Genomic DNA, 10,152 nt, shown 5'->3' with positions numbered 1-10,152 from the left:
CACACGTTTGCTTGCCTGATTGTTAAAGAGCGTTGGAAGCCTTGCTTCCCGACGACTTCCTGGCGTTGCCTGCTTTGGCGTGGCGCCGTGTCCGCCGTCGTTGTGGGGGCGCATTCTAGGGATTTCCGCCAGGGCGTCAACACCTTTTTCATCTCTTTTTTATCAAACGGTCACCTTTTAAGCGAACACCCTCTGAAACGTCTATTTTTTACTCCACAGCGCTGGTTTTTCAACCATTTTCGCCCTCCCCGGCTCATCCCGGAAAACAAGGGGCGCCAATGGCGCCCCTGCGGAAATCCGGATTTGAGCCCGATCAGCTGTCCGATCGCTTGCGCAGTTGCCAGAGATTGAGCAACAGCCCCACCACCACATAGATCACCGCCACGCTCAACAGCACCAGCGGCGGATCCAGGAAGACAATGGCGAAAGCAACAATGACCCCCAGCAGAACCTTGAACGGCACCCTGCCTATATGAAATTCCTTGAAAGAATGGTAACGCACGGAAGACACCATCAGCAGACCCGCGCCCGCCACGGCCAGCGCGACGATCCAGGAGATGTCATTACCGTCCACGCCACGGCTTGCCCCGAGCCACACCAGGGTCGCCACCAGACCGGCCCCTGTGGGGCTTGGCAAGCCGATAAAGAAACGCTTGTCGGTGGTCTCCGCCTGCACATTGAAGCGCGCCAGACGCAGCGCCGCACAGGCCACGTAGATGAACGCCGCCATCCAGCCGAATTTGCCCAGCTCCGACAGCCCCCAGGAATACGCCACCAGCCCCGGCGCCACGCCAAAGGCCACACAGTCGGACAGAGAGTCGTATTCCGCCCCGAACTTGCTTTGGGTATTGGTCAGCCGCGCCACGCCGCCATCCATGCCATCCAGGATGCCGGCGACGATAATCCCGATGGCCGCGTTCTCGAACAGACCGTTCATGGCGGCGACGATGGCGTAGAAGCCGGCGAACAGGGCCCCGGTGGTGAACAGGTTAGGGAGCAGGTACACCCCCTTGTAGCGCGCCCCGGTGCGCTGCTCCGCCTCCACTACCTCGAAGGTTTCCGGTGTCCCGCTTTGCGGGGCTTCCTCTTGCTGCTTGGTCATGATGTATCGCCGACTAAAAAGGTGCGCCTAGTCTAACGCAGCCAACCCCAACAAAAAATTTCCTGGCGCCACCTCGCCCCGGCGCCCGGGATGACCAGGATGCCAGCGACGGACGGCGGCCAAAAAAAACGCGCCCGGAGGCGCGTTTTCGTCGATCACGGACACAGAGCCGCTATCAGTTCTTGCTCTTGTCCACGATCTGGTTGGCCTGGATCCACGGCATCATGCTGCGCAGCTTCTCACCCACCTGCTCGATGGGGTGCTCCGCATTCAGACGACGACGAGCGGTCATGCTCGGATAGTTCAGATCGCCTTCCGAAATAAACATTTTTGCGTATTCGCCATTCTGGATGCGCTTCAGAGCATTGCGCATGGCTTCACGGGACTGGTCGTTGATCACTTCCTGACCGGTGGTGTACTCGCCAAACTCCGCATTGTTGGAGATGGAGTAGTTCATGTTGGCGATGCCGCCTTCGTACATCAGGTCGACGATCAGCTTCAGTTCGTGCAGACACTCGAAGTAAGCCATTTCCGGTGCGTACCCGGCTTCCACCAGGGTCTCGAAGCCCGCTTTCACCAGCTCCACGCAGCCACCGCAGAGTACCGCCTGCTCGCCGAACAGGTCGGTTTCGGTTTCGTCCTTGAAGGTGGTTTCGATGATACCGGTGCGGCCGCCGCCGATACCGCAAGCGTAGGACAGTGCCAGATCCTTGGCCTGACCGGACGCGTCCTGGAAGATGGCGATCAGGTCAGGGATGCCACCACCTTTGGTGAACTCGGTGCGCACCGTGTGGCCCGGAGCTTTCGGCGCGATCATGATCACGTCCAGATCCTTACGCGGCACGATCTGGTTGTAATGGATGCAGAAACCGTGGGCGAAAGCCAGGGTCGCGCCCTGCTTCAGGTTCGGTTCGATCTCGTTCTGGTAGATCGCTGCCTGGTACTCGTCCGGCGCCAGCACCATTACTACATCCGCCTGCTTCACCGCTTCCGGAACGCTGGTGACCTTGAGGCCGGCTGCTTCCGCTTTGGCGGCGGAGGCCGAACCCGGACGCAGCGCCACGGTTACGTCCACACCGGAATCCTTCAGGTTGTTGGCATGGGCATGGCCCTGGGAGCCGTAACCAACGATGGCCACTTTCTTGCCCTGGACCAGAGAGAGGTCACAGTCTTTGTCGTAATAGACTTGCATGGTCGTAATCCTGTTGTGGGGTGAATGTGTGGAGTGAATGCGAAGCGGCCCGGCAGGCCAGCACTGGCTGGTCACGATAGGCTATCCATGGCATTGCGTAAAATGATATATTTGCAATGCTGCATGCCGAAATTCGCAACACAAACCCTACCTGTGGACCCGCAATGGATATCCGCGCTCTGGAACATTTCCTGACCCTGGCCGAGACCCTGCACTTTGGCCGCACCAGCCGTTTGTGCCACATCAGCCCCTCCGCCCTGAGCCGCGGCATCCGGCAGTTGGAGCAGGATGTCGGCACCACCCTGCTGTACCGGGACAATCGCCGGGTCAGTCTGACCCGCGAAGGGGAACGCTTCCGCGACTATGCACGCCAAGCGGTGAGCGACTGGAATACGGTACGCCTGGCACTGCAGGATGACCAGCGGGTGCTTCGCGGCGAGCTGAGCCTGTATTGTTCCGTCACCGCCAGCTACAGCTTTCTCCACGACATGCTCAGCAGCTTCCGCGCCAACTTTCCCCGCATCGAGATCAAGCTACACACCGGCGATCCGGCCCAGGCCGAGGAACGGGTCCTGTCCGGCACCGAGGACATCGCGGTCGGCGCCCGTCCCGTGCAGATGCCCAATGGTATCGCCTTTCACCCGGTAACCCGCTCTGCCCTGCTTTTCATCGCCCCCGCCAGCCAACCACAACTGGCCGAACGGCTGTCCGGCAAGGCCAGCAGCAACGCCTGGCGGGAGATCCCAATGATTTTGTCCGAAGAGGGACTGGCCCGGGAGCGTACCGACCGCTGGTTTCGGGATCTGGGGCTGCGCCCGCAGATCTACGCCCAGGTCAGCGGCAATGAGGCCATCGTCAGCATGGTCAGTCTGGGGTTTGGCATCGGCGTGGTGCCGCAGATCGTGCTCGACAACAGCCCGCTCGCCAGCCGCATCCGTATTCTCGACGTGCAGCCGCGGCTGGAAGCTTACGAGGTAGGCTTGTTTGCTCTGGAGAAGAGACTGGGAGAGCCGCTGATCGACGCCTTCTGGAACCAGCAGAATCCGGGCTGACGGCTCTCCCTTTCCGATCACATCCCGTAACGGGCCGGGTCGACTTTCGAGAACACCTCACGCCAATACAGCTGCGCCAACTGCTCCGGGCTCTCAACGCCGTCCACCAGGTCTTGCCAGCGCTGCAACAAAGGCCGGAACGCATCGATCAGTTCGGCGGCGTTCTCCACGCCGTAGCGCTTGCGGTAGTTCTCCGCGATGGTTTCCACATCCTTATCGATGAAAGTCTGGGTGCCGGCCCGGAAAGCCTCTCCGGCCTGATGCACAGTGATGCCGTTTTGCTTAGCGGCGGCCAGGTTCTCCGCACCCAGGGCGTCGTAGCCCCAGGAGGCTTCCGCGGAAAACACCGCCGAAGCTTTCAATACCGCGCGCCGCTCGGCCTCACTCAACCCCCGCCAGGTATCACGGTTCATATTGTTCACACCGGAGCCGCCGAACACGCCGCCAGGGACGCCCAGGGTGATGTCCGTCACCACTTCATCCAGTTTGAAGATCGACAGCTCCGTGGTGGTCTGCACGGTGCAATCCACTACCCCCTGATTCAGCCCTTCGTAGATCTCGTTCACCGACATGGTGATCGGCGTGGCGCCCATCTCCTCCACCCAGCGGGCCCACTGGGCGCCGGAGGTGCGCACCCGCTTACCCGCCAGATCCTTTGCTTCCCGAATCGGCGTGGTACACAGCAACGGCAGCGTCGGAGTGGAGCCGGACCCGAGAAAGACCTGGTTTTGCGCGCCCAGCTCCTTCTGACAGCCCGGGCAGGACTGGAACAGGAACTCGGAGAAAGCACCGGTGAAAATCAGCCCCGCGTGGGCAGGATCTTCACCACCGGCGTTGAGCAACATGGAGATCTCCGCCAGCATATTGATACGCGGATACTCCCCCGGGAAATACGGGAACAACACCACGGCCGCGTCCGCCATACCGTCACGCACGCCGGCGGAGCTTTCCAACAGATTAAGCAGCGTCAGCGAAAAGACCCGGGCGGAGAGCGCGCCGTCCGTCTCATCCTTCAGTACTTGCGTGTACTTCTGAGCGGCCTGTTCCGCCACCGAGTTGGGCGGGTAACCGGAAGCGAAACGCAGGGACTTGGCGTACCCCGGCCCCGACATGAAAGCAGCGGCAAGCGCCAGCAACACCAGGCATCCTCTTAGCTTCATCGTTATTCTCCTGATTAGGATCACGTGACGTCTTCACAAAGAAAAAGACGCCGTCTCATCATAGAGTTCTTTCTTGGACAGCTTGCCCACCGGCGTCTTCGGTAATTCGTCACGCAACGCCAGCGCACGCACCATTTCGTGCCTGCCAAGACGATCGGAGAGAAAGGCCTGCAACGTTTCCAATGTCAAAGGAGCGGCGGCCTGACGCAAACGAACGAAAGCCATCGGAGACTGCCCCCGGTAGCTGTCCTTTACGCCGATCACCGACACCTCCTCCACGTCCGGATGCTCGTAGATGGCTTCCTCGATCACTCGCGGATAGACGTTGTAGCCACTGCACAGGATCATGTCCTTGGTACGATCGACGATGTACACATACCCTTGTTGGTCCAGGTAGCCCACATCGCCGGTGCGGAAGTAACCGTCCTTGGTGAACGAGGCCGCGGTGGCATCGGGGTTATTCCAGTAGCGCGGCATGACATTGGGGCCGGTGACACAAATCTCGCCACGCTCATCAACGGCCAGCGAGCCTTCCGCGTCCATGGGCGCGATCTTCATTGACACACCGGGCACCAGGCAGCCGCAGGAACCTTGCGGCGGGCGCTCTCCGGTGAGCGGCGTGTAGGTGCCCACCGCGGTGGTCTCTGTCATCCCCCAGCCTTCACCGAGACGGCAACCGGTCAGCTCCTGGAAGCGCTGCTGCACTTCCACCGGCAAAGGAGCACCGCCGGAATTGCACAGCCGCAGCGAAGTAAGATCGTACTGCGTCACCTGAGGATGATGGATCAGCGCGATGAACATAGTGGGTACCGCCGGCAATACCGACAGGCGATGTTCATGCACCGCTTTCAGCACCGCATCGGGATCAAAGCGGCTGTGCAAATAGAGCTCGGCCGCCAGCCGGATACCGAACAGCAAGTTCACCGTCATCGAGTAAATATGAAACGGCGGCAACACCGCCAGTACCCGTTCCTGACCGGATTGCAGATCACCGGCCAGAGCCGCCATCAGTTGCTGGCAGCCGCAAGTGAGATTGCCGTGGGTCAACTCCGCCCCTTTCGGCACGCCGGTGGTGCCACCGGTGTATTGCAGCACCGCCAGCGTGTTTTCCGGATCCGCCACCGCATAGGGCTGAAAGTCCCCTTCATTATTGAGCAGGTCAGCGAAGCTGAGAATTGCCGCCCCCGGTCCGGCACCGGTAGCGCCCTCCCCGGTGAAGTCCGTGGGCGTACCCACCACCAGAGTCCGCAGACGGGAGGTCTCCAGAAATCCCCGGATCCGCGGCAATAGTTCCGGCACATCCAGCGTCACCATGATGTCGCTGTGGCTGTCTTCAATCTTGTGCGCCAGAGTGCGTTCCGCATCCAGAGGGGAATAATTGACGACGGTGCCGCCGGCTCTCAATACACCCAGAAAAGCAATGGCGTAGTGAGGCGTATTGCCTAGAAACAGGCCAACGTGGACACCAGGTTTCACTCCCAGATGCTGAAAGCCCCGGGCGGCCCGGTTTACCAAACGATGAAAATCGGCATAGGAAAGCCGTACGCCTTCAAAGTACAGAGCAGGATGTTGCGGATAGCGGGCCGCGGTTTCTTCCAGTGCCTGATACACCGGCTCCGCCGCGAACACCGCCGCGTCCCTAACCTGGCCCGAGGCCTGGCTTGCAGTCATGGCAGCTCCTTGTTGTTGTCATGGGCTGAACAAATCGACCCTAGCCTAGGTGTGGCCGGCCCGGCATGACCAATGAATGGTTTTCATGGAGCGTTATAAGTGTGAAGAGGGGGGAAATGGCCGCGCGAGGCAGCGGCGCCAAGGAGGCCATAGTGGAGAATGGGCGGTTTTCAGGGCCCCCGCGAGGTAAACACGTCGACAGGGTTGAGAAAGAACATCTTCTTCCAACCCTGTGTCTCCGTCGTCATCCGCCAGGGCAAGGGAATCAGGGACAGTACCGAATAATGCAAATGAGGTGGTTTACCCTTGGCATTGCCGGAATCTCCGACCCCGCCTATTTGGCGCCCTTTCGCCACCCATAGGGGCACCGGAGTGGCCGGATCATTCAGATGCGCATAGTAGTGAAGGCGCCATTTCGGCCCCAGTACGATCACCACTTTCCCGCCCAGGCTGAATTCCCCCTGATACAATCGGATACCAGGAACGGCGGAGACCACCGGCGTCCCCCGGACGGCAAAGATATCGATGCCTTTATGCACGCCGGAAGCGCCCCAGGGTTCAAACCAGAAGGATTTCGGGTGCCAATCGCTGGCCGTGGCGCCTTGCACAGGAATGCGGGCGTGTTCCGGGATCAGCAAACCGGCCACCACAACAACAAGCAAAGCCAATAACATTCTTTTGAGGCGAAATCCTTTCACCATCTCCTCTCGCACCTCCACGGCATCTTCATGTCACCTTGCCTATCGACGATCGCCCCCTTCATCGCATCACCATTTGCTTCCCGCTCATGCCCCTCAACGTCCACTGAGCGCCAACTGCACGCCCAAACCGGCAAAGGCGGCGGCGAAGCCCCTGCGCAAACCGTTCTGCACTCGCGGTGACGCCATGATCACCCGCCGGAATCCATGGGCCAGCTGCCCATAGAGGACAAACACGGCGAACGTCATCGCCATCAAAACACCACTCAACAGTGACAACTGGACGAAGGGAGAGGGGCTGCCCGGCGGAATGAACTGAGGCAGGAACGCCAGAAAGAACAGGCTGAGTTTCGGATTAAGAACATTGACCAGGAAGGCGCGGCCGACAACCACCAGAGGACGAACTCCGGCGGAGTCATCGGACACCTGGAGTTGCAACCCGTTTTTCCAGGTCATCCAGGCCAGGTAGAGCAGGTAGGCCACCCCGGCGAACTTCACCAGTTGAAACACCACCGCGCTGGTGTGCATGATCGCCGCCAGCCCCAGTACTGTCGCCAGCAGATGAGGAATAATACCCAACGTACAACCCAGCGCGGCGTAGAAACCGGCAGCACGCCCCTGGGCCAGTGCCGCCGCCACCGTGCACAGCACACCAGCGCCCGGCATCAGCACCACAACCAGAGTGGTCAGTAAGAATTCAATGGTGATCATCGCGGCTATCTTTCCCAGGTTGGATTCAGACGGGTTCTTCTTCGCTGTTTACGGTACACGTATCTTGATACACCGTTCCCGGACGCGCAAAAACAACAAACCCCGCACCAGGCGGGGTTCGTTGTTTTCGGTCGAAAGCGCGAACCGTCAGAGGCTCAACACTTTCTCCCCACGGGCAATGCCGGACACGCCGGAGCGTACCACTTCCAGCACCTGGGTTTCACCGATGGCGTTGATGAACGCCTCCAGCTTATCGGTGGTGCCAGTGAGCTGGACGGTATAAACCGTGGCGGTGACGTCCACGATCTGGCCACGGAAGATATCCACGGTACGCTTCACCTCCGCGCGCTGGGCACCGGTGGCCTTGATCTTCATGAGCATGATCTCACGCTCGATATGAGCCCCTTCGGTGAGATCCACCAGCTTGACCACCTCGATCAGCTTGTTGAGATGTTTGGTGATCTGCTCGATCTTGTACTCGTCACCGGTGGTGGTCATGGTCAGACGCGACAGGGTCGGGTCTTCCGTGGGCGCCACGGTGAGCGTCTCGATGTTGTAGCCGCGCTGGGAGAACAGAGCCACCACCCGGGACAGGGCGCCGGGTTCGTTTTCCATCAGAATCGAAATGATACGTCTCATCAGGTCCGCTCCGTCTTGCTCAGCCACATATCACGCATGGCGCCATCGGCGATGTGCATCGGGTACACGTGCTCGGTGGGGTCCACATAGATGTCCATGAAGACCAGCCGGTCCTTGAGCGAGAACGCTTCGTTCATGGCGCCTTCCAGATCCTCGAATTTCTCCACCTTGAAGCCCACATGGCCATAGGCCTCGGCCAGTTTGACGAAGTCCGGCAGGGATTCCATATAGGACTGGCTATGGCGGCCGCCGTACTGCATATCCTGCCACTGGCGCACCATGCCGAGGGCCTGGTTGTTGATGTTGATGATCTTCACCGGCAGGCCGTACTGCAGGCAGGTGGACAGCTCCTGGATATTCATCTGGATCGAGCCTTCACCGGTGACACAGGCAACCACCGCGTCCGGGAAAGCGAACTGCACCCCCATGGCCGCCGGCAGTCCGAAGCCCATGGTGCCCAGACCGCCGGAGTTGATCCACTGGCGCGGGCGATCGAACTTGTAGAACTGGGCCGCGAACATCTGGTGCTGCCCCACGTCGGAGGTGACGTAGGCCTTGCCGTCGGTGGCCTTGTACAGAGCCTGAACCACCTGCTGCGGTTTCATCGGGCCGTTTTCGTTGGTTTCGTAGCGCAGGCCGTGGAACTCCCGCCAGCCGTCGATTTCCTGCCACCAGCGTTCCAGTGCCTTATGGTCCGGCTCACTGTCCTGCTCATCGAGCATGGCCAGCATTTCGTCCAGCACCTGCCGCACCGGACCAACGATGGGAATATGCGCCGCCACGTTCTTGGAGATGCTGGCCGGATCGATATCAATGTGAATCAGCTTGGCGCCCGGGCAGAACTTCTTGGTGCTGTTGGTGACCCGGTCGTCCAACCGCGCACCGGCGGCCAGGATCACATCGGCGCTATGCATCGCCATATTGGCTTCGTAGGTCCCATGCATACCCAGCATGCCCAGAAACTGACGATCGGTGCCGGGGTAAGCGCCCAACCCCATCAAGGTGTTGGTCACCGGGAAGTTGAGCTTATGAGCCAGCTTGGTCAGCGCTTCGCTGGCCTCGCCCTGGACCACGCCGCCACCAGCGTAGATCACCGGACGCTTGGCCTTGAGCAGCTCCTCCACCGCCTTGCGGATCTGACCGGAATGACCACGGGTCACCGGCGCGTAGGAACGCAGCTTGACCTTCTTCGGGTATTCGTACGGGAAGGTCTTGTTAGGCGCGGTGTGGTCCTTGGGAATATCGATCAATACCGGGCCGGGACGGCCGGTGGTGGCGATATAAAACGCCTTTTTGAAGATCTCCGGAATGTCCTTGGGATCGCGCACCATGAAGCTGTGCTTCACCACCGGACGGGAGACGCCGATCATGTCGGTCTCCTGGAAGGCGTCGTCGCCAATCCAGTCGGAGCGCACCTGGCCGGACAACACGATCATCGGGATCGAATCCATGAAGGCGGTAGCCAGACCGGTGATGGCGTTGGTGGCGCCGGGGCCGGAGGTCACCATCACCACGCCGGGCTTGCCGGTGGCGCGAGCGTAACCGTCGGCGGCGTGGGTCGCCGCCTGCTCATGGCGCACCAGAATATGACTGACTTTGTCCTGCTGGAATAACGCGTCGTAGATGTGCAGAACGGAGCCTCCGGGATACCCGAAGATGTACTCCACACCCTCTTCTTGCAGTGCGCGGACAACCATATCCGCGCCAGATAACATTTCCACGGTTGCTACCTCTAAGTTCAGAACAATAGCGATCACCCCGCCGAGAGCGGAGGACAACGTTTACCTGTGGAATAGGGCGCCCTATTTAAGCACCCTGGGGTCGGTCGCGGCGGTTGGCCGGCAACAGACACAGGCAGAGGGACCTGGAGGAATCGTGCCCGCGACGGGGTGAGAAACCTCCGGAGGTTCCCACAGCGGGACGAGAG

Annotated in this window: 10 protein-coding genes; 2 read left to right on the top strand and 8 right to left on the bottom strand. The window is 60.3% G+C overall.

All coding sequences use genetic code 11. The features are described from left to right. Positions 1–351: hypothetical protein (locus MA04_RS20710; RefSeq protein WP_262462609.1), on the top strand; the 351-nt coding region annotated here is incomplete at its 5' end. On the opposite strand, the gene pssA is transcribed toward MA04_RS20710, so the two are convergent. Both pssA and ilvC read right to left on the bottom strand, forming a co-directional pair. Continuing rightward, a complete protein-coding gene (gene pssA / locus MA04_RS20705; RefSeq protein WP_014996012.1) occupies positions 314–1,102 on the bottom strand; it encodes a CDP-diacylglycerol--serine O-phosphatidyltransferase in 789 nt (262 codons plus the stop codon). The two genes, MA04_RS20710 and pssA, sit on opposite strands and share 38 nt — an antisense overlap. 175 nt (positions 1,103–1,277) lie before the next feature. Next, complete coding sequence (gene ilvC, locus MA04_RS20700; protein ID WP_014996013.1) at positions 1,278–2,294, bottom strand: ketol-acid reductoisomerase; 1,017 nt, start codon at positions 2,292–2,294, stop codon at positions 1,278–1,280. 164 nt (positions 2,295–2,458) lie between these two features. Here ilvC and ilvY point away from each other — a divergent pair, with 164 nt between their 5' ends. After that, a complete protein-coding gene (gene ilvY, locus MA04_RS20695; RefSeq protein ID WP_262462607.1) occupies positions 2,459–3,346 on the top strand; it encodes an HTH-type transcriptional activator IlvY in 888 nt (295 codons plus the stop codon). A gap of 17 nt (positions 3,347–3,363) precedes the next feature. On the opposite strand, the gene MA04_RS20690 is transcribed toward ilvY, so the two are convergent. From MA04_RS20690 to MA04_RS20665, 6 genes are all read right to left on the bottom strand, one after another. Next, positions 3,364–4,506, bottom strand: a complete 1,143-nt coding sequence (locus tag MA04_RS20690) for a C4-dicarboxylate TRAP transporter substrate-binding protein (protein WP_262462606.1) — start codon at positions 4,504–4,506, stop codon at positions 3,364–3,366. A 33-nt stretch (positions 4,507–4,539) separates the two neighbouring features. Further along, a complete protein-coding gene (locus tag MA04_RS20685) occupies positions 4,540–6,177 on the bottom strand; it encodes a long-chain-fatty-acid--CoA ligase (RefSeq protein WP_262462605.1) in 1,638 nt (545 codons plus the stop codon). A gap of 170 nt (positions 6,178–6,347) precedes the next feature. Further along, positions 6,348–6,878, bottom strand: coding sequence for a M23 family metallopeptidase (locus tag MA04_RS20680; protein WP_262462604.1), 531 nt, complete (start codon positions 6,876–6,878; stop codon positions 6,348–6,350). A 93-nt stretch (positions 6,879–6,971) separates the two neighbouring features. After that, positions 6,972–7,586, bottom strand: coding sequence for a LysE family translocator (locus tag MA04_RS20675; RefSeq protein WP_163125707.1), 615 nt, complete (start codon positions 7,584–7,586; stop codon positions 6,972–6,974). A 147-nt stretch (positions 7,587–7,733) separates the two neighbouring features. Further along, on the bottom strand, positions 7,734–8,225 hold the full coding sequence (ilvN, locus tag MA04_RS20670) for an acetolactate synthase small subunit (protein WP_014996018.1): 492 nt from the start codon (positions 8,223–8,225) through the stop codon (positions 7,734–7,736). Then, entirely contained in the window at positions 8,225–9,946 is a 1,722-nt protein-coding gene (locus tag MA04_RS20665; RefSeq protein ID WP_163125709.1) for an acetolactate synthase 3 large subunit, read from the bottom strand. The genes ilvN and MA04_RS20665 overlap by 1 nt, the downstream gene beginning before the upstream one ends. Between the last annotated feature and the right edge of the window lie 206 nt (positions 9,947–10,152).

Source organism: Alloalcanivorax balearicus MACL04 (assembly GCF_025532145.1).
GTDB classification, from domain to species: Bacteria; Pseudomonadota; Gammaproteobacteria; order Pseudomonadales; family Alcanivoracaceae; genus Alloalcanivorax; species Alloalcanivorax balearicus.
Note: the sequence above shows the minus strand (reverse complement) of the source record. Positions and strands in the feature narration are given on the sequence as shown.